This window comes from Acinetobacter tandoii (genome assembly GCF_008867985.1).
GTDB classification, from domain to species: domain Bacteria; phylum Pseudomonadota; class Gammaproteobacteria; order Pseudomonadales; family Moraxellaceae; genus Acinetobacter; species Acinetobacter tandoii.
The window spans coordinates 281,342-300,155 of sequence record NZ_VXLD01000002.1; the positions used below are offsets into that span (position 1 = coordinate 281,342).

Sequence of the window (18,814 nt, forward strand, 5' to 3'; positions counted from 1 at the left end):
GCGCAAAATACGGCCTAAGACTTTATTCTACAAATATCTTCCATGACTACTCCTCCTCAGTCCAAATTCTTACGACATGCCCCCCGTGACGGTTTAAGCACAACTTTATTGCCATCGAAGTGGCATAAATTACATCTCGACCCATGGTTATGCCTCTATTTATTACTTACAGCACTATTAGGTTTAACAGTGCTATATAGCGCTTCGGAGCAAGACTGGGGTTTAGTGTCAAAACAAGCGATTAGTTTTACCATTGGTTTTTTCACCATGTTAGGTTTGGCACAAGTTCCTCCGAAAGTTTATCAATCTTTTGCACCTTATCTATATATAGTGGCACTGTTGTCACTTGTTGGAGTCAAACTCTTTGGGGAAGTTCGTTTAGGCGCACAACGTTGGATTGATATTCCGGGACTGGGCAGTGTGCAACCCAGCGAATTTATGAAAATTGCCATGCCCTTGATGATTGCATGGTATTTAGCAAGACGCCCTCTGCCCCCAAAAATTGGGCAGATTGGCATTTGTCTAATCTTTATTGGCATTCCCTTTATTTTAATTGCTGAACAGCCCGATCTTGGTACTTCATTACTGGTACTTTCCAGTGGGATCTTTGTTTTATTCCTCAGTGGCTTGTCTTGGCGTTTAATTGCAACTGCAATCGGACTCGCAGCACTGATTATTCCTATTGCTTGGCAATTTTTACTGCATGATTATCAACGACAACGAGTGTTAACTTTGATCCATCCCGAAGCTGATGCACTCGGTACAGGTTGGAATATTATTCAATCAGAAACTGCGATTGGTTCTGGGGGTATTTCAGGCAAAGGTTATCTCTTAGGCACACAATCTCATCTGCATTTTTTACCAGAAGGTCATACCGATTTTATTATTGCAGCATTTTCTGAGGAATTTGGGCTAATTGGCATTATCATATTGATTGTATTGTACTTTGCGATCATTAGCCGAACGTTTCAAATTGGATTAAACAGTTTTCATAACTTTGGCCGTTTAGTGGCAAGCAGTTTTGCTTTGTCATTTTTTGTATATGTCTTTGTCAATGCAGGCATGGTCAGTGGTATTTTACCAGTGGTGGGTGTGCCTTTACCTTTTATGAGTTATGGCGGTACTGCAATTATTACTTTAATGGCCACTTTTGGCGTTGTGATGTCAATTCATACACATCGATAATTTTTTAGGATTTAACCTATATGACACATTTGTCTATTAATAAAAAACTGAAGCGTTTATTTTTACTTATTGGTACATTTTCAGCTACCAGTTTTTGCCAAGCCAATGATTTTGCAAATGATCCTCAATATTCCAGTTTTAAAGAAAAAACCATGCGGAGCTATGGTCTCACAGCAGAACAAGTTGACTGGGCAATGAATGGCTCACGTAATCTTCCCAATATTATCAATATTATGAACCGACCTGGTGAAAGTAAGCCATGGTATGACTATAAAACCAATTTCATGTCTGAAAGTACCATTCAGCGTGGAGTTCGATTCAAAAATCAATATGCCGATACCTTAAACCGTGCGGAACAGCAATTTGGTGTTCCACAATCTGTGATTTTAGGCATTTTGGGGGTAGAAACAGGTTTTGGTGCAAATAAAGGCAATTTCATCACCCGAGATGCCTTAGCAACCCTTGCATTTGGCTATGAACGTCGTGCTGCTTATTTCCAAGACGAACTGTCTGCACTTATTGCATGGACATATAAAGATGGCGTACCAACTAACTCTGTTGTCGGGTCTTATGCGGGTGCAATTGGCTATCCACAATTCATGCCTAGCAACATTCCTAAATATGGTGTGGACTACGATGGCAATGGGCATGTTGACCTAAGAAATTCAGCAGTCGATGCTATTGGTTCTATTGCCAACTATCTCGCACAACATGGTTGGCAAAGAAATCAACCTATTGGTTTTGCGGCGCGCTACACAGGTGCGACACCTGATGCCATTATTGCTAAGAATCTTGAACAACCTACACCTTATGGCGTGTTAAAACCGCAGGGTATTTCACCCATCAATCCAGTAGTAAAAATTGATAATTTAGATATGGTTAATGTCATTCAACTTCAAGAGAGTTATGGCTCAATTTACTATATTACTTACCCGAATTTTCAAGTGATTACTACCTATAATAAGAGCCGTATGTATGCCACCGCTGTGTGGCAATTAGGCACTGAAATTGCTAGTCGCTAAGGCTAGCTTTTTTCAAAAAACAAATAAGTCAATCTTTTTTTTAATAAAAAAGTATATAAAACAATCAAATTACATATAATGTTACAATATTGTATATTTTTTAATCATAAAACAATTTAATTACCTACTTTTTGTAAAGAATTCGGTATAAAGACTAGACACCTTCACTGCGGCATGAATATTATCCATCTCGTCAAATGTAGTTGCACAAGTGAATAAATCGACCCGTTTGCTTGTAATTCAATGTTTTACTGCTGAATTACTACTCCGCAAACCCGTCTTTAGGAGATTTTATGCATTCTTCAATGAAATATATTCTTGCCATAGCGACCACGTTCGCCCTGACACAGTCACAGGCCGAATTGGTTCAATCATCGTCATTAAACAATGACAATGATAATTCACGTCTAGCAGCACGTGTATTAAACAAAGATGCTCAGAGCTTTAACTCTCACTTTTCAAATCTAAATAGCCTTTCAATTACTGAGAGTTCTGGAGATAAAATTCGTCGCGAAACGATTGCAGCGAAAATCGAAATCCCAGCAAATGAGCCTTCAGTCATTGACAAGTTAAATGATGTTGCATCCAACACTGTCCGCCAATTTAGCCAAACTGGTGTGGCTTCATGGTATGGTCGTCAGTTTCATGGTCGTAAAACAGCAAACGGTGAAACGTTTGACATGAACGCATTAACGGCAGCTCATCGTAGCCTGCCATTAAACTGCTACATTCGTGTGACCAATAAAAATAACGGCAAAAGTGTGGTTGTAAAAGTGAATGATCGTGGTCCATTCCATGGCAACCGTGTAGTCGATCTTTCTTATGGTGCAGCTAAACAACTTGGTATCACCAATGCAGGGACAGCAAAAGTAAGCATTGAACGCGTTGCAGGTCCTAACTCTTAATTCACGAGTGCAAAACACATTTGACAAAAAGCCACGTTTAAGTGGCTTTTTTTATTTTCTAATTTAATTAATATGTTATTTTAAAAAAGATAAGAAATCGACAACCTGTGGGGGAAAACGATCAAATGACAAAATCAACCCAATATTTAACAACTTCACATTTAAAAACTTTTGCACTGCTAAGTACGGTTTTATTGTCAGCTTGTAGCTACTCCATTTCCAAACACACTCATCGTGGTCAAAGAATAGACCCTAGACAGAATTCCACATTTATTTTACATGGTGGGCCTATTCTTACAATGCAGGGAGATACCCCAACATACGTAGAAGCCATGCTAGTCGAAAATGGCGTAATCAAATTTACAGGCGCTCTTGCCAATGCAAAACAAATCAATCCACTTGCACAGCGCTTTAATTTAAAAAACCACACCGTTATTCCAGGGCTCATCGATGCACATAGCCATGCCAACAGTGTCGGCTTACAACAAACCGTTGCTAATCTTTATTCACCACCCGATGGCAAAGTTACAGACATCCCTTCTCTGATTCAAGCAATGCAAGCATGGAAAAATAATAATCCTACTTTCATCCAACAAGCTTCAGGCTGGATTATTGGCAACGGATATGATGATGCCCAATTAACTGAAAAGCGCCACCCTACCGCGACTGAACTAGATAAAATCTCAACCGACCAACCTGTCATTATTTTGCATCAATCTGGTCATTTGGCTACGGTCAACACCAAAGCACTCGAACTACTCAAAATTGATGCCAAAACACCAAACCCAATTGGCGGTGTTATCCGTCGTAAAGCAAATTCTAAAGAACCAAATGGCGTACTTGAGGAAAGTGTGGTTTTTAAAGCCATGATTCAAATTTTCCAGCATATGCCGCCCGAAACCATGGAAAAAATGGCACTCACTGCGGTACAAACCTATGCCCAAAATGGTTATACCACCATTCAGGAAGGTCGAGCCGATGCTGGCACTTCAGAAATGTGGCGCAATTTAGCCCAAAATGGAAAATTACCTATCGATTTGGTGGTCTACCCAGACATCAGCACAGAAAAAAACTATATGCTGCAACACGGAACCAATCGAGAATATAAACACCACTATAGAATTGGGGGCGTTAAAATTAGCCTAGATGGATCTCCACAAGGTAAAACCGCTTGGCTGACCAAACCTTATGTTATACCACCTGAAGGTCAAAAAAAATCTTACCGTGGCTATGCCGCTTTTCCGCAACAGAGCACAGTACAAAATCTGATTGACTTGGCTTTCCAGAATAATTGGCAAATTTTAGCGCATGCCAATGGTGATGCTGCTATTGATCAGTATTTGAACACCATTGAAAAAGCTACTGCTAAATTTCCAATCCAAGATCGACGTAATGTGATTATTCATGCACAAACCATGCGTGAAGACCAACTAGACAAAGCTAAAGAACTAAAACTCATTCCTTCTTTCTTCTCGCTACATACTTATTACTGGGGAGACTGGCACGCTCATGAAACTTTAGGTTTACAACGTGCTCAAAATATTTCCCCTACAGGCTCTGCCTTAAGAAAAGGAATTTTATTTACTGAACATCATGATGCACCCGTCATTCCTCCAAATAGCATGATGACTTTGGATACCACCGTAAACCGCGTGACTCGTAGCGGTAAAATTTTAGGTGAAGATCAACGTGTCAGTCCTTATCTTGCACTGAAAAGCATGACCAGCTGGGCCGCCTATCAGTATTTTGAAGAAGACAGCAAAGGTACACTGTCTCCTGGAAAATTAGCTGATTTTGTCATTCTGGATCAGAACCCCATGACTGTACCGAGTAATCAAATTAAAAATATTAAAGTGCTTGCTACTTTCAAAGAAGGCAAAGAAGTTTTTCACGCAGGAAATTAAATCTATGAATGCCAACTTAAGCGCAGTTCAAAATCATTGAGCTGCGTTAGCGCATAACAAAACAAATGATAGAAATGGACTAAAATTTAATTTCAAATTTTGACCTCAGTTGTTTTCTATTTTATAGTTCCTTCGAAACATGGATAAAAAAAGTACAATAAGCAATTGCAGGAGCAACACATGAAAACTATCACCGAATGGTTCGATGAATACAGTGAAAGCCACCAAAATAAAACCAATAAAATGATTCACTGGCTTTGCGTACCGACAATCCTATTTTCAATTATTGGTATTTTGGCGCATTTTAGTGTGCTGCTTACCGCTCTCATTGTGACCCTCACTCTTATTTTTTATAGCCGACTGGATCTTGTTTTAGCCGTGGCAATGGCAGCCCTAATTTTTGTAATGGCATGGCTGATTTTGATTTTACCTGTCGGTGTAGGTTTTTATATTGCCTTGTTCATTTTTGCTTGGATTGGACAATTTTATGGGCATAAAATTGAAGGAAAGAAACCATCTTTCTTCAAAGACCTCCAATTCCTCCTCATTGGCCCAATTTGGTGTATGGATGCATATCTAAATAAACTGGTACCCAAATTAAAAACCCATGCTAGAGCGCAAATGAACGCTATTTAGCGCACAAGTACAATTTTCACAGTGGAATTTGATCTTTTAGATGTTTTCCACTGTGAACTCGATTAAAACACCCAAGCTTCCAATGAATAAAAAAACAGCAAACTCAAAGCCAAACTCACTAAAATTTTTCTTAAAAATAAGGATGCAAGAATACAAAATATCGTGGCATAAAAATAACTATTCCCCTGCAATGCCCTCCATTCACCGTGATCAAAAAATATAATCGGCATACAAATTGCGCTTAATAAACACGGTGCTGAATATTTCAACATGCGTTCAAAAAACATTGGAAACTGAATGGCAACTTTAGGTTCTAAAAATAGATAACGATTAAAAAATACAATTGCAGCCAATAAAAAAATAAATGACCAACTCATATTTTTTGCTCCCAATGCTCCAGACACACCGCAACAAACATTCCCAACATGCCTGAGAGTAAAATTGAGGCTTCTACATGCAATGCGGTTAAACACAATGAGCTTAGAATTGTAGTGATGACACCGATCAAACTCCTCCAATTTTTAATAAAAGGAACAATAATCGCCACCAAAACAGCAACGATAGAAAAATCTAAATGCAAGCTCGACAAATTAGGAACTGTCGAAGCCAAATAAATTCCCAATAGGCTAAATAGCACCCACGCGAGATAAAAACATAAGCCTGCACCCAATAAATAATATGGACGATGCAGTTGTTTGGTCATCGCGACAGCAAATAGCTCATCCGTCAATAAAAATCCCAAAGGAATTCGGTAATAACTCGCCAAAACCGAAATATCTTTGCGCAAGGTTAAGGCATAAATAAAATGCTGACTAGTTAAGAAAAATACTGTAATTGCAATTGTAAGTGCTGTTGCATCCGCAGACCACATTCCCAAACTTACCAGTTGTGCTGCACCCGCAAACACAACCGCCGACATCGCTACTGCCTGTGGAATGCTCAATCCTGCATCAATGGCAACTGAACCCGCCAAAATTCCCCATGGTAGTACCGCAATCGATAAAGGAACGATATCGATTGCACCCTGGATAAAATCTTGTGACTTATTATAGGCCCTAGCCCTTAATTGCTGTTGAGAAAGATCCATAACAACATCTACCAAATAAACACACCAATAAAATAGGTGTTTTGCAGCATGCTGATCTTGTACAAAATTGCTGAATAATCATGAAATAATCAAGGCATGGAACGAAGCAAATAATCTTCATTAAATTTATAAATTTGAATTATTTAAATAACACATTAAAGTGAGAATCACTTCTTCTAACGTAGACTCATCACGTATTGCAAAGGTGTCACCCCCACCGATTTTTTGAAATGCCGATTAAAATGACTCTGATCTGAAAAGCCACATAAATCTGCTACCAAAGCAATATTTTCACCACGTTTTAAAAGCTGTTTCGCTTGGTGCAAACGAAACTGAATGAGCCATGCGTGGGGTGGAAGACCCGTATATTTTTTAAATTGTCGCAAAAAATGCCAAGGGCTTAAACCTGCTGTTTCAGCCAACTCATTCAGGGAATAATCTTTTTCAGGTGCACTCGCTAATAAATCTTTAATCATCAATATACGATTCTGAGCTTCAGGTAATGGCAACTCACCTAGCTTAGTGCGGCTGTGATGTGACATTAAATAAGCCAGCGTAGATAGATATAAAGTTTGTTTAAATAGTTGATTATCTTTATTTTCTAGTAAATCGAACAGCAAGCTAAGTTGTTGTGCCAAGCCTTCATCCTGAATCACTGCGTGGGGAAACCACGGCATGGTTCCTGACGGTTGAAAAAAATCCTGACTCACATCCCTTAACATTTCAGGTGTTGGATAAATAGCACGATAGCGCCACCCTGTTTCTACTGCAGATGAACCTGTATGCACTTCATCAGCATTCACCAAAATGATATGCCCTTTAGGTGCAATATGCAGTGCACCTGTCCGATAAAACGACTGTGCCCCTTCTTCTATTACCCCTATGCAATAGCCTTCATGCACATGTTTAGAAAATTGTTTTTGTACATAAGAAGCATTCAGTAATTCCAAGCCGCCCAATTCTTGGACATGCTTAAATTTAACAAACTCATGCTTCACTTCGCTCATACAATCAATTCTTTATTCATGCCAGTCAAATCTATTTCACATGCAAAATATCATGTTTATTTTTACTGTATAGAACAAAATTGCTCTCTAATTCCCTATTGGTACATTCTGCCCTGATATTTTAACCAGCCATCAATATGCTGTCGTTGCGGATCATGATGCGTCCAATGAATAACACCTCCCTTTGAGTTGTATTCATATTCACCATAAAACTCAACCGTATCGCCTTTTTGCAGATTTTCTATTCTCGGTGCCAAATCAATATTATGTGCAACCAATACTGTTAATCCGTCCTTTAATAACAATATAAATTTCTGGTGTCTGGAGCCTTCATGATCATCAGCCAGAATTGCTTTAACTACGCCACTCGCACGGACTTGCACATTATTTTGTTGCTGTTGAAATGCCTGTTGTATTTTCTGATGGTCATCAACCGTAGATACTGATTCCGGAGAAGTTGCAATTGGAGATTCATTTTTAGGAGGCGTTTGCTGTTGTTGATTTATGCCAAGATATGCAGCAATAAGAACCAGAATCACCACAACAATTCTAAAATTTGTTTTATTCATCATTTTTTATCCTTTTTATTCGATATAAAAAAAGCCCCTTTTGGGGCTTTTTTTTGCAAAATAAAATTATTTTGCAGCAGCTTGAGCAGCAGCAACTTCTTCAGCAAAAGAAAGTTCAGCTTTTTTCTCAATGCCTTCACCCACTTCGAAACGTACGAATTGAGCAACAGTTGTACCAGTCGCTTTTAATACGTCAGCAACTTTCTTGTCGTTGTCGATTACGTACATTTGACGCTCAAGAACAACTTCGTTCAAGTATTTCTCAACTGAACCAGTAACCATCTTCTCAACGATGTTTGCTGGCTTGCCAGACTCAATCGCTTTCGCTTCAGCAATTTCTTTCTCTTTCGCGATAAGCTCAGCAGAAACGCCTTCAGCAGTTACAGCAACTGGGTTGAACGCAGCAACGTGCATTGCAACACCTTTACCAGTGTCAGCTTGACCAGTATAAGCAACTACAACACCAATTTTTAAACCGTGTTTGTAAACTGCAAGGTTTTCACCTTCAACAATTTTAGCACGACGTACTTGGATGTTTTCACCGATTTTTTGAACAAGAGCAATACGCGCTTCTTCAACAGTCGTGCCATCTTCAAGTTTAAGTTCAGCAATTTTAGCAGCATCAGTTTCGCCAGCAGCAAGTGCAGCAGCAGCAACTTTAGCAGAGAAGCCAGCAAAGTTTTCGTCTTTAGCAACGAAGTCAGTTTGGCAGTTTACTTCTAAAAGAATAGCTTTGTTGCCTTCTTGAGCGATAGTAATCGCGCCGTCAGCAGCGATGTTACCCGCTTTTTTAGCAGCTTTAGCTTGACCAGATTTACGTAGGTTATCAATCGCTAATTCGATGTCACCGTTCGCTTCTGTTAATGCTTTTTTACATTCCATCATTGCTAAACCAGTACGGTCACGCAATTCTTTAACCATGCTTGCAGTAATAGCAGTCATGTGTATCTCCTAAAAATCGGTAGAAAATGAATTCTTTTTAGAACAGAAACGGCCCAGAGGGATGCTCATGGGCCGTCTGCATACATGACGCTTACTTTGCCACCATCACATGTCGCAAAAATGACAAGCTTGCGTCAAAACGCATTAAGCCTCAGGAGCTTCTTTAGCAGCTTCGTCGCCTTTTGCTTGTGCATTTGCTTGAGTTTGAGCGTACTCTTTACCAGCAAGGATCGCATCAGCCATAGCAGAAGCGTAAAGTGTTACTGCACGGATCGCATCGTCATTACCCGGGATAACGAAATCAACGTTGTCTGGGTTAGAGTTTGTATCAACGATACCGATTACAGGAATACCAAGGTTTTTAGCTTCTTTAATCGCGATTGATTCGTGGTCAACGTCGATTACGAATAATGCGTCAGGTAAACCACCCATGTTTTTCACGCCGCCTAAAGCACGCTCAAGTTTTTCCATCTCACGAGTACGCTCTAAAGCTTCACGTTTAGTAAGCTTAGCGAAAGTACCGTCTTGAGATTGAGTTTGAAGGTCTTTTAAACGGTTGATAGATTGGCGAAGTGTTTTCCAGTTCGTCAACATACCACCTAACCAACGGTGATCTACATATGGTTGACCAGCGCGTTGAGCTTGTTCACGGATGATGTTAGAAGCAGCACGTTTAGTACCAACGAACAACACTTTGTTCTTTTTGCTTGCAAGATTGTTAACAAAGTTCAAAGCATCATTTAACGCAGGAACAGTGTGCTCAAGGTTGATGATGTGAATTTTGTTACGCGCGCCAAAAATGTATTGACGCATTTTTGGGTTCCAGAAACGAGTTTGGTGACCAAAGTGCGCACCTGCTTGAAGAAGGTCGCGCATGCTTACGTTGTAATCTGCCATTTTCTTTACCTTAAAGTTTGGGTTAGGCCTCCATATATCCGCATTCTCCACCCTTTTAGGGCACCCAGAGTAATGTGTCGATATATGTGCGGATTTTTACCAATTTCAATCAAACGACTCGTAAATATATTCACGAAAAAGCATTTGATAAAATGGGCGGCTATTTATACCATAGTCACATACAAATTTCCAAAAGTTTTTAGAGATCATGAATACAACTTATCAAGCTCCCCGTCGATTAATTAAAACTGCCGATGAAATTGAAAAAATGCGCGTGGCAGGACGACTGGCGGCAGAAGTGTTGGATATGATCAAACCGCATATCAAACCAGGGGTAACGACCCTCGAATTAGACACGATTTGTCACGATTATATTGTGAACGTACAAAATGCGATCCCTGCATGTTTAGGTTATGGTGCGGCACCTGGTCGTCCAGCGTTTCAGCACACCATTTGTACTTCAGTGAACCATGTTGTGTGTCACGGTATTCCATCTGAAAGTAAAATCTTAAAGAAAGGCGATATCTTAAATATTGATGTCACTGTGATTAAAGATGGTTATCACGGCGATACCAATATGATGTACGTGGTGGGTGAAGAGACTTCGATTCTTGCTGACCGCTTATGTAAAGTTGCTCAAGAAGCAATGTATCGTGGTATTGCGACAGTTAAACCAGGTTCGACCATTGGTGATATTGGTCTGGCTATTCAAAAATATGTTGAATCTGAACGTTTTAGTGTTGTACGTGAATACTGTGGTCACGGTATTGGTACGGTGTTCCATGATGAACCACAAGTATTGCATTATGGTCAAGGCAACAGCGGTATGATTCTTGAAGAAGGCATGACCTTTACCATTGAACCAATGGTCAATGCAGGCGTATGGCAAACCAAGTTACTGGGTGACAAATGGACAGTTGTGACCAAAGATCATAAATTGTCTGCGCAATATGAACATACCATTTTAGTGACTAAAGATGGTGTTGAAATTTTGACTGCACGTCCTGAAGAAGATTTATCTCGTTTTCAGACTGAAGCAGTGTCATTGGCTTAAAATCTAAGTCAGTTGTCAAAAAGGTCACCTTCGGGTGATCTTTTTTTATATCCAAAAACAACATCCCCTAACTATTTTATTTTTAATTAATAACAACTTAAAAAATACTCAAACAAGATTTATCACGCCCTATCACGCTTTTTATAAATAACATGATTGATTGATAAGTAACAGAACCATAAAAAAATTACGGTAATTTTCACAATTTTTTAAAACTATGCCTGTTTTAAAACAACAGTTTTCTTTCGCCGCGCTATTGAATAATGCCCTGAATAAAAATGATGAAAATGGACATGGAGTCCCCTATGCAAAAAACAGGATTAGCATTTTCAATTGCGATTACCCTTATTCCTACATTTAGCCATGCTAAATCCCCCTATTTCAGCCTAGAAGATGGTGATGGCTTTAAACGTTTTTCCATTTCTGTGGGTGCATTACATGTTATGCCACAAGGTCAAGTTCAACCGTTTCGAGTCAATACAGCAGTCAAGGAAGGTGAAACCGCAAAGGTCGGCAATATTCAGGCACAAACTGTTTTAGACAATATTCGGCCAGGCAGTGACGTTAATCCACTGTTAAAGGCAGCTCTTAAAGGATTGGCTGCAATTGATGCTCCCGTCCCTTCAAGTCTCAGTGGTACTGCCGAAATACACGGCTTAAGCCAATGGGATAATGCAGGTACTGGACTTCAAGCAGATGATGTTACAACTTTAGGCATCATGAGCAATTATTTCTTTACCGACCATGTTTCAGTTGAGGTCAAAGCAGGGATTCCCCCTAAGGTCGATTTACAAGGTCAAGGAAAAATCTATGCTCCCTTTTCTGCTATTGCCAGTCCTTTAGGCAGTGTTTTAGGTCAACTGGAACTTGAAAATGATATTTTGATTACTGATTTGTCAGCTCACGGCGCTGCTGCTTCGGCTCGGGCATGGACACCAGCATTTGAATTGCAATATCACTTTGGCAAAACTGGGGTGAATAAATTTCGTCCCTATGTTGGTTTAGGCGTCATGTATGCTTATTTTAATGAATTAGAAATGAACCCACGCATTGAACAAGATTTAATTGCCGCTGGTCATATGATTGCCAATATTAAAGAAGGTCATGCTGGCGGATCTTTAGAAGGTAAAACCAGTTCAGCCAATCCTCAAGTGGATCTTGAAGCATCTGATGCCTTTGCACCGATTGCCACAGTTGGATTTACCTACGATTTTAATAGCAATTGGTTTGCTGTCGGTTCGGTCAGTTATGCTCAACTGAGTAATGACACAACCATTACCGTGACCGATGCCAAACTCGGTGAACTTATCCGCTCCAAAGCCGATATTGAAATCAATCCAATTCTCGCTTATGCCGGTATTGGCTATCGCTTCTAAAATACCAAAACTCATTCGGATTTCTCTTCACGGTATTCATGAAAATAGTATGAAGACCGTGGATTAACTCCTGAGTTTTATCCCTCCAACTTCTCATCTAAAGTGCATTGTTCTGATGCACTTTTATTGAATGATTTAAAGAATGTATTATTTTTGATCAGATTTTATCCTTTTTATCCAGCGTCATTTTCTCAGAATTTCATAATCTCTGAACCTATATTAACCAATAGACTCAAATGTTTAATCATTGTATCTGTTAAATCAATGCAAAATCGTACTTTTGGCATATTGCTTGCATTTTAATCTATAAGATGAATCAACGTCGATTCACACAGTATGTAGACGGCCAACGATGTCCGTTCTGATCGGATTACAAGCAACTTAAAAAGCTTGTAAACAAAATTACGCTCAGTTCAGGGGATGGTTATGTCTTCAGCAATAAATAGCGATGAAAAAAAAGCGACACAAATTAAACTTTTTAATTTTTCTACACCCGCCATGCGTGCGTTCCATATGACTTGGCTCGCATTCTTTGTTTGCTTCTTCGCATGGTTTGCTTGCGCACCGCTCATGCCTGTAATTAAAGGCGAATTTAATTTAACCAAAGATCAAATTGCCAACATTAATATTGCAGCCGTTGCGATTACTATTTTAATTCGTCTGATTGTCGGTCCGTTGTGTGATAAATATGGTCCCAGAAAGACCTATACGGCCCTTTTATTACTCGGCAGTATTCCTGTATTTGGCGTTGCAGCCGCCAATACCTACGAATCTTTTTTATTTTTCCGTTTACTGATTGGTGCCATTGGCGCGAGTTTTGTCATTACCCAATATCATACCAGTATTATGTTTGCACCGAATGTGGTGGGTACAGCAAACGCCGCAGCGGCGGGTTGGGGTAATGCAGGCGGCGGTGCAACACAAGCCCTCATGCCACTTCTTCTTGGGGCAATTGTAATGTTTGGTGTAGAACAAAGCATGGGATGGCGCATTGCTCTGCTTGTACCGGGCATCATGATGGTGATTGTGGGCATCTTATATTGGAAGCTCACTCAAGATTGCCCTCAAGGGAATTTTAAAGAACTTCGTAAAGAAGGCATTGAAGTAGGAAGCGACAAAAAAGGCGGTACAGCAATTTTGCTGCAAGCTGCACGCAATTATCGCGTTTGGATTCTGTTCGTGTCTTATGCTGCATGTTTTGGTATTGAAATTTTCATTCATAATGTTGCTGCAATGTATTATGTAGATCACTTCAATATGGGCCTTAAAGAGGCAGGTTCAACTGCGGGTATCTTTGGGCTATTGGCACTTTTTGCTCGTGCTTTGGGTGGCATTGTTTCAGATAAAATTGCAATCGCAAAAGGCTTAGATGGACGCACCAAAGTGTTATTCACGCTAGTCTTACTTGAAGGTTTATTCTTAATCGTATTCTCTCAAATGAATACCGTCACACTCGCCATTATCAGCATGACCGTATTTGCACTCTTTACCCATATGGCATGTGGGGCTACTTATGCCTTGGTGCCTTTTATTGACCGTGATGCTTTAGGAGGTGTTGCAGGGATTATTGGTGCTGGGGGTAATGTGGGTGCAGTAGCCGCTGGCTTTTTATTGAAAGGCGTATTAGATGTACAAACTTGTCTATTCATCCTTGGCGGTTTAGTCACAGTTGCAGCCTTTAGTGTCATTTTAATTCGCTTTTCAGTTGAACATAAAACCAAAGAAAAACAACTTTTTGATCAAGCTGTATTAGAACGAAATAGTTTAGCGTAAAACTTTAAATCCTCAGGTACAGATGAGGGTGTATTCAGTCTCTGTACCTGATCAAAATAACCTACTGTTTCTTATGTAAAACATTCACTTGATTCGTAGAACCAAAAATCACTCATACATATAAAATTAATTCTTGAATGTATAAATCCAGCGAAATGACAAATCCGCGTTACCAAATGCTGAACGATTTCTCATCCAGCAGTGTCCTAAGTATAAAAACAATGATGGTTTCATTAGTTTTCACACATTCATAATGCTGCACCAATCCCCCAATCATTACGTCACTTTTCAAATGTTTTAATCAAATATCGAAATTAATCGATATATTGCGTACAATACAGCCAAACTCATATTTCAAAGACGAATGCGGCAATGACCCAAAGTCAATTTTCAAAACCTCTTATTTATATGCTGATTGGCAGCGCTATCATTTTGGCGCTTTCGCTAGGTGTTCGACATGCATTTGGACTCTATTTGGTTCCTATGAGCCATGAATTTGGTTGGGGGCATAACGTCTTTAGTTTAGCAATCGCATTACAAAACCTAATTTGGGGTGCTGTACAGCCAATTACGGGAGCTTTTGCCGACAAATATGGCAGTAAAATTGTCGTCACAGTAGGAGGTATTCTCTACGCGATTGGCTTATTACTTATGTCCGTCAGCTCAACTGGCTTTATGCTAAATGTCAGTGTTGGTCTGATTTTAGGTTTAGCTTTATCTGCAACTTCTTTCTCTGTGTTACTTTCTGCCGTTGGGCGTGCAGCCCCACCTGAAAAACGCAGTTTGGCTATGGGCATTGCCAGTGCAGCAGGCTCTTTTGGACAATTTATTATGCTGCCGTCAACCTTATTGCTATTGCAAAATATTGGTTGGTCAGCCGCTTTAATTGTCAGTGCGATTTTAATTGCCTTTATTGTTCCACTTGCTTGGATGCTAAAAGCACCCATGTATGTTGCACCGAATAGCCAAACCACAAGTAGTGCACCTGCCCTCAGTTTTAAACAAATTTTGAACATTGCAAAAGCACATAAACCTTTCTGGTTTTTATCTTTAGGTTTTATGGTGTGTGGCTTCCAAGTGGTCTTTATTGGTATTCACTTGCCTGGTTATCTGATTGATCACGGTTTTGATGCGACCACGGGCACGGTATTTTTGGCCCTAGTCGGGTTATTCAATATCTTTGGCACGTACGGCGCGGGCTGGTTAGGGGGTAAATTTTCCAAACCTAAACTGCTCATGGGTTTATATGCACTCCGTGGTATCGCCATTATTGCTTTTTTAGCCTTACCGTTAAGTACATGGACAATCTATAGTTTTGGCGTCATTATGGGTTTATTATGGTTATCTACCGTCCCATTAACCAATGGGATTGTCGCCAATATGTTCGGTATTCGCTATTTGTCTATGCTCAGCGGTATTGTATTTTTTACCCATCAAGTCGGATCTTTTTTTGGTGGATGGCTCGGTGGCGTGAATCATGACATCACGGGTAATTATCAAGCAGTTTGGATGATTTCAATTGCACTCAGTGTTTTAGGTGTACTGGTTCATTTCTTTGTCGATGAAAAGGCGGTGGTACATGAATAATTCATCTCTGTTTTGGCTTAAGACATCGATTAGCGCGGTTGTACTGGGACTGATTATTGCTGCCATTGCACTCTGGCTACAAACACCGCAACTCTTCGAGTACTTTAATCAAGCATTCTGCCCACACTAATCTCTTCAAGACTGGCTCTAGTTTTCATAAACTCAGCATTTATTCTTATTTCAAAAAATGCTGGGTTTTTCTTAGTTTAAAACAACAAGAAATTTAGAGTAATAACAATGACCAGTCTTACACAACTTTCTCAAGCCATTCATGATGCACCACAATGGCATTTAGCTAAAGCTCTTCAACATCCAAATGAAATTCAAATTACCCCATTGAAAGATCAAGCTTTAGGCGCAGTTGTGACAGGCTTAGATGCACGTAAAGCACAGTCAGGCGAAACCATTTTCCGTCTTAAACAAGCCCTAGCAGAGCATTTAGTTTTGATCTTTAAACAACAAAGTTTAGATGATTTACAGTATCTAGCTTTTGCCAGCTACTTTGGTTCCATTTTCCGCCCAAGCGCAGATAATCCCGTACTTGCCAGCCAATCGGATACTGGCGTCCCACCTGATGTTGTACCTGTGTCAAATGCAGTGGGGCAAGGAGACTACACAGGTCACGGCGAGCTAAGCCCACATGCCGATCACCAATGGACACCTCTCCCCTCTTTCGGCTCACTGCTTTATGCCATTGAACTTCCACAAAACGGTGGACAAACCACTTGGTTCAATACCATTAAAGCCTATGATGCCCTCTCAGATGAGCTTAAACAGAAAATCGACTCGTTACAGCTCATTACCTATAATCCGTTTGTCCGTGCACACAGTAATAAAGGGGCAAGTGGTTATGCAGACTCACCTTACTACCGCTTTAAAGATCAACCTATTCTAGGACATGCCTATCCACATCCACTTGTACGCATTCACCCTGAAACGGGACGTAAGGCTTTGTGGTTAAATACACGTTCAGAAGTTGAATTGGTCAATGTCGATGATATTGAAGGCAGTAAACTCATCGCAGAACTACGCGCACATATTCTAAAACCAGAATTCCGCTATGAACATCATTGGGAAACGGGAGATATCGTGTTTTGGGACAATCAAGTCACATTACATTCGAGAACACCCTTTCCCGCAGAACAACGTCGCCTATTAAAACGTATTAGCTTGGCAGGTGCTCGACCTTTCTAAACGATATTCATCATTTCTCAGCGCATAAAAAAGCCCATTAATTAAAATGGGCTTTTATTCACTTCACTGAATGTTTAGAACAAACGGTTCATACCATTCAAAGTCGCTACACGGTAGGCTTCAGCCATTGTTGGGTAGTTAAATGTCGTTTCCACAAAATACTTGATCGTATTATTTGGACTGTTCATCACTGCTTGACCAATGTGAATAATTTCCGCAGCGTTATTACCAAAGCAATGTACGCCCAAAATTTCCAAAGTATCGCGGTGGAACAAAATCTTCAATTCACCGACGGTATCGCCTGTAATTTGCGCACGAGCTAAATGACGGAAAGATGCCTGCCCCACTTCATAGGGAATTTTTTCTTCCGTTAATTGCTGTTCATTCTTACCAATCGAAGAAATTTCTGGAATGGTGTAAATCCCTGTAGGAATATCAACTACAGGTTCAATACCTTCTTCACCACTCATATTTGCCCCTGCACAACGACCTTGGTCATAAGCAGCAGAAGCCAAAGATGGCCAACCAATTACATCACCTGCAGCGTAAATATTCTCAACTTCAGTTTGATATTGATCATTTACAGTAATTTGACCGCGGCTGTTTGGCGTAATACCGACATTCTCTAGTCCAAGACCATCTGTATTACCAGAACGGCCATTACACCATAAAATCGCATCAGCCTTAATTTTCTTACCACTGAGCAAATGCATCACCACGTGATCATCGAAAGTTTCAAGATGATCAATCTGTTCGTTATGACGAATCAATACACCCTGCTCACGCAAGTGATATGACAAGGCATCTGAAATTTCATCATCTAAATAGCTGAGCAATTTCATTTGGGTATTGATCAGATCAACTTTATGATCCAATCCAATGAAAATTGACGCATATTCGCAGCCAATTACACCTGCACCATAAATGATGATTTTCTGAATCGAGAAATCCAAATCCAAAATTTTATCTGAATCAAATACACGCGGATGATTAAAATCAAGCATCGCAGGACGATAAGGACGGCTACCTGTCGCAATTACCAACTGCTTGAACATGATGGTTTCTTTAATCCCATCAGGCGTAAAGACCAATACTGTGTTTTGATCTTGGATATAAGCACGTCCATGATAAATATCAATCTTGTTACGATCGTAAAAACGCGAATGTGTTTCTACCTGTTGTTGAATGACTTTATGTGCATTGCGCAGTACTTGCTTCATGGTGAATTGTTTCCAATCCCCCACTTTTTGGAACATTGGATCGCGTTGATAGCGAATAATGCTCGATACTGTTTGACGCAACGCCTTACTCGGAATTGTGCCAACGTGAGTACAGTTTCCCCCCAGTTGCTCTCGCATATCAATAATTGCAACGCGCTTACCAGATTTGGCAAGTTTCATTGCCGCGCCTTCACCAGCTGGGCCCGAACCTAGAACGACCGCATCATATTTCAAGAAAGTTCCACTAACGACCTCTTTCTTACGTGCCATTCAACGCTCCTTTTCTATAAATTTGTGTCTATTTTCACTCTATTATGACTGAAAATAGCTGACTTTGCTGTATTTCATAGTCATATATTGAATGATAACGACATTTAGAAAATGAATAGTGTTTTCGCCCTATCAATGTGCAATTCCGTTATAATGTTTAAATATCTCTCCGTGTAAACAGTGGAA

General features: G+C 40.0%; 18 protein-coding genes. 11 read left to right on the forward strand and 7 right to left on the reverse strand.

Annotation, left to right across the window (positions count from 1 at the left end; genetic code table 11):
• Nucleotides 1-42 precede the first annotated feature (42 nt).
• The 5 genes from rodA to F4W09_RS04400 all read left to right on the forward strand — a co-directional run bounded on the left by rodA (nt 43) and on the right by F4W09_RS04400 (nt 5,652).
• On the forward strand, nt 43-1,185 hold the full coding sequence (gene rodA, locus F4W09_RS04380) for a rod shape-determining protein RodA (RefSeq protein ID WP_151504147.1): 1,143 nt from the start codon (nt 43-45) through the stop codon (nt 1,183-1,185).
• 20 nt (nt 1,186-1,205) lie between these two features.
• The gene (mltB, locus tag F4W09_RS04385; RefSeq protein ID WP_151504148.1) at nt 1,206-2,207 is read left to right on the forward strand and encodes a lytic murein transglycosylase B; all 1,002 of its coding nucleotides are present in this window, start codon (nt 1,206-1,208) and stop codon (nt 2,205-2,207) included.
• Nucleotides 2,208-2,500: 293 nt separating this feature from the next.
• The gene (locus F4W09_RS04390; protein WP_016167403.1) at nt 2,501-3,112 is read left to right on the forward strand and encodes a septal ring lytic transglycosylase RlpA family protein; all 612 of its coding nucleotides are present in this window, start codon (nt 2,501-2,503) and stop codon (nt 3,110-3,112) included.
• A 125-nt stretch (nt 3,113-3,237) separates the two neighbouring features.
• Nucleotides 3,238-5,016, forward strand: a complete 1,779-nt coding sequence (locus tag F4W09_RS04395; RefSeq protein WP_151504149.1) for an amidohydrolase — start codon at nt 3,238-3,240, stop codon at nt 5,014-5,016.
• A gap of 180 nt (nt 5,017-5,196) precedes the next feature.
• The gene (locus tag F4W09_RS04400; protein WP_151504150.1) at nt 5,197-5,652 is read left to right on the forward strand and encodes an Mpo1 family 2-hydroxy fatty acid dioxygenase; all 456 of its coding nucleotides are present in this window, start codon (nt 5,197-5,199) and stop codon (nt 5,650-5,652) included.
• Between the two features lie 62 nt (nt 5,653-5,714).
• Here the strand turns inward: F4W09_RS04400 and F4W09_RS04405 are convergent, their stop codons facing one another.
• The 6 genes from F4W09_RS04405 to rpsB form a co-directional block, all read right to left on the reverse strand.
• Complete coding sequence (locus tag F4W09_RS04405) at nt 5,715-6,029, reverse strand: AzlD domain-containing protein (RefSeq protein WP_151504151.1); 315 nt, start codon at nt 6,027-6,029, stop codon at nt 5,715-5,717.
• Nucleotides 6,026-6,739 (reverse strand): AzlC family ABC transporter permease, encoded by a 714-nt coding sequence (locus F4W09_RS04410; protein ID WP_151504152.1) that lies wholly within the window; start codon nt 6,737-6,739, stop codon nt 6,026-6,028. The genes F4W09_RS04405 and F4W09_RS04410 overlap by 4 nt, the downstream gene beginning before the upstream one ends.
• A 176-nt stretch (nt 6,740-6,915) precedes the next feature.
• Nucleotides 6,916-7,746: a helix-turn-helix transcriptional regulator gene (locus F4W09_RS04415; RefSeq protein WP_044739369.1), complete on the reverse strand. Its 831-nt coding sequence runs from the start codon at nt 7,744-7,746 to the stop codon at nt 6,916-6,918.
• 95 nt (nt 7,747-7,841) lie between these two features.
• Complete coding sequence (locus F4W09_RS04420) at nt 7,842-8,318, reverse strand: DUF3465 domain-containing protein (RefSeq protein ID WP_026440986.1); 477 nt, start codon at nt 8,316-8,318, stop codon at nt 7,842-7,844.
• Between the two features lie 63 nt (nt 8,319-8,381).
• Nucleotides 8,382-9,257: a translation elongation factor Ts gene (gene tsf, locus F4W09_RS04425; protein WP_016167396.1), complete on the reverse strand. Its 876-nt coding sequence runs from the start codon at nt 9,255-9,257 to the stop codon at nt 8,382-8,384.
• A gap of 144 nt (nt 9,258-9,401) precedes the next feature.
• Nucleotides 9,402-10,154 carry a 30S ribosomal protein S2 gene (gene rpsB, locus F4W09_RS04430; RefSeq protein WP_016167395.1) on the reverse strand — a complete coding sequence of 251 codons (753 nt, stop codon included), beginning with the start codon at nt 10,152-10,154 and terminating at the stop codon, nt 9,402-9,404.
• A gap of 208 nt (nt 10,155-10,362) precedes the next feature.
• Here rpsB and map point away from each other — a divergent pair, with 208 nt between their 5' ends.
• The 6 genes from map (at nt 10,363) to F4W09_RS04455 (ending at nt 17,138) form a co-directional block, all read left to right on the forward strand.
• A complete protein-coding gene (gene map, locus F4W09_RS04435) occupies nt 10,363-11,208 on the forward strand; it encodes a type I methionyl aminopeptidase (protein WP_016167394.1) in 846 nt (281 codons plus the stop codon).
• A 305-nt stretch (nt 11,209-11,513) separates the two neighbouring features.
• Entirely contained in the window at nt 11,514-12,584 is a 1,071-nt protein-coding gene (locus tag F4W09_RS04440) for an OmpW/AlkL family protein (RefSeq protein ID WP_016167393.1), read from the forward strand.
• Nucleotides 12,585-13,010: 426 nt separating this feature from the next.
• Nucleotides 13,011-14,357 carry an MFS transporter gene (locus F4W09_RS04445; RefSeq protein ID WP_151504153.1) on the forward strand — a complete coding sequence of 449 codons (1,347 nt, stop codon included), beginning with the start codon at nt 13,011-13,013 and terminating at the stop codon, nt 14,355-14,357.
• A gap of 372 nt (nt 14,358-14,729) precedes the next feature.
• Nucleotides 14,730-15,944 (forward strand): MFS transporter, encoded by a 1,215-nt coding sequence (locus tag F4W09_RS04450; RefSeq protein WP_151504154.1) that lies wholly within the window; start codon nt 14,730-14,732, stop codon nt 15,942-15,944.
• Complete coding sequence (locus tag F4W09_RS17095; RefSeq protein ID WP_016167390.1) at nt 15,937-16,074, forward strand: hypothetical protein; 138 nt, start codon at nt 15,937-15,939, stop codon at nt 16,072-16,074. Before F4W09_RS04450 ends, F4W09_RS17095 begins: the two co-directional genes overlap by 8 nt.
• A gap of 107 nt (nt 16,075-16,181) precedes the next feature.
• Complete coding sequence (locus tag F4W09_RS04455) at nt 16,182-17,138, forward strand: TauD/TfdA dioxygenase family protein (protein WP_151504155.1); 957 nt, start codon at nt 16,182-16,184, stop codon at nt 17,136-17,138.
• A gap of 74 nt (nt 17,139-17,212) precedes the next feature.
• Here F4W09_RS04455 and sthA read toward each other — a convergent pair whose 3' ends face one another.
• Entirely contained in the window at nt 17,213-18,628 is a 1,416-nt protein-coding gene (gene sthA / locus F4W09_RS04460) for a Si-specific NAD(P)(+) transhydrogenase (RefSeq protein WP_016167388.1), read from the reverse strand.
• Between the last annotated feature and the right edge of the window lie 186 nt (nt 18,629-18,814).

Excerpts from the sequence above, each read along its gene's own strand:
- rpsB (WP_016167395.1), bottom strand. The coding sequence starts at position 10,154 with ATGGCAGATTACAACGTAAGCATGCGCGACCTTCTTCAAGCAGGTGCG.
- F4W09_RS04410 (WP_151504152.1), bottom strand. The coding sequence starts at position 6,739 with ATGGATCTTTCTCAACAGCAATTAAGGGCTAGGGCCTATAATAAGTCA.
- F4W09_RS04420 (WP_026440986.1), bottom strand. The coding sequence starts at position 8,318 with ATGATGAATAAAACAAATTTTAGAATTGTTGTGGTGATTCTGGTTCTT.
- F4W09_RS04405 (WP_151504151.1), bottom strand. The coding sequence starts at position 6,029 with ATGAGTTGGTCATTTATTTTTTTATTGGCTGCAATTGTATTTTTTAAT.
- map (WP_016167394.1), top strand. The coding sequence starts at position 10,363 with ATGAATACAACTTATCAAGCTCCCCGTCGATTAATTAAAACTGCCGAT.
- F4W09_RS04440 (WP_016167393.1), top strand. The coding sequence starts at position 11,514 with ATGCAAAAAACAGGATTAGCATTTTCAATTGCGATTACCCTTATTCCT.
- F4W09_RS04445 (WP_151504153.1), top strand. The coding sequence starts at position 13,011 with ATGTCTTCAGCAATAAATAGCGATGAAAAAAAAGCGACACAAATTAAA.
- F4W09_RS04395 (WP_151504149.1), top strand. The coding sequence starts at position 3,238 with ATGACAAAATCAACCCAATATTTAACAACTTCACATTTAAAAACTTTT.
- rodA (WP_151504147.1), top strand. The coding sequence starts at position 43 with ATGACTACTCCTCCTCAGTCCAAATTCTTACGACATGCCCCCCGTGAC.
- tsf (WP_016167396.1), bottom strand. The coding sequence starts at position 9,257 with ATGACTGCTATTACTGCAAGCATGGTTAAAGAATTGCGTGACCGTACT.
- F4W09_RS04450 (WP_151504154.1), top strand. The coding sequence starts at position 14,730 with ATGACCCAAAGTCAATTTTCAAAACCTCTTATTTATATGCTGATTGGC.
- mltB (WP_151504148.1), top strand. The coding sequence starts at position 1,206 with ATGACACATTTGTCTATTAATAAAAAACTGAAGCGTTTATTTTTACTT.
- sthA (WP_016167388.1), bottom strand. The coding sequence starts at position 18,628 with ATGGCACGTAAGAAAGAGGTCGTTAGTGGAACTTTCTTGAAATATGAT.
- F4W09_RS04455 (WP_151504155.1), top strand. The coding sequence starts at position 16,182 with ATGACCAGTCTTACACAACTTTCTCAAGCCATTCATGATGCACCACAA.
- F4W09_RS04415 (WP_044739369.1), bottom strand. The coding sequence starts at position 7,746 with ATGAGCGAAGTGAAGCATGAGTTTGTTAAATTTAAGCATGTCCAAGAA.
- F4W09_RS04400 (WP_151504150.1), top strand. The coding sequence starts at position 5,197 with ATGAAAACTATCACCGAATGGTTCGATGAATACAGTGAAAGCCACCAA.
- F4W09_RS04390 (WP_016167403.1), top strand. The coding sequence starts at position 2,501 with ATGCATTCTTCAATGAAATATATTCTTGCCATAGCGACCACGTTCGCC.
- F4W09_RS17095 (WP_016167390.1), top strand. The coding sequence starts at position 15,937 with ATGAATAATTCATCTCTGTTTTGGCTTAAGACATCGATTAGCGCGGTT.